The organism is Faecalibacterium sp. DFI.5.82 (assembly GCF_029076575.1).
Taxonomy (GTDB): Bacteria; Bacillota; Clostridia; order Oscillospirales; family Ruminococcaceae; genus Faecalibacterium; species Faecalibacterium duncaniae.
Genome location: NZ_JARFIS010000781.1, coordinates 1 through 300, shown reverse-complemented (window position 1 = coordinate 300; position 300 = coordinate 1). Strand labels below are relative to the sequence as shown.

Below are 300 nucleotides of genomic sequence, written 5' to 3'. Positions count from 1 at the left end.
TTTCTTCTGCCATGCAGGCCGCCGAAACAAAGTAGAAAACCAGTATGAGCAGTATCGATGAGAGAGATCATTTCCTTGAACGAAAACTGGACCCTGTCCTTCCCCAAGGGCGAGAGTCCCACCGAGCAGGTCACCCTGCCCCACACCTGGAACGCTGTGGACGGCATGGACGGCAACGGCAGCTATCTGCGAACCACCGGTGTCTACACCCGCACCTTTACCCAGCCCAAGCAGCCTCTTGCTGGCGGCCGCACCTACGTTGAGGTGCTGGCAGCTGCTCTGGCCGCAACCGTGAAGGTC

The 300-nt window shown here is 59.0% G+C and carries 1 pseudogene; it reads left to right on the top strand.

Going from position 1 to position 300, the window contains the following annotated elements:
• Window positions 1-57 precede the first annotated feature (57 nt).
• Window positions 58-300: pseudogene (locus P0G09_RS18880) on the top strand (beta-galactosidase); the annotation flags it as partial.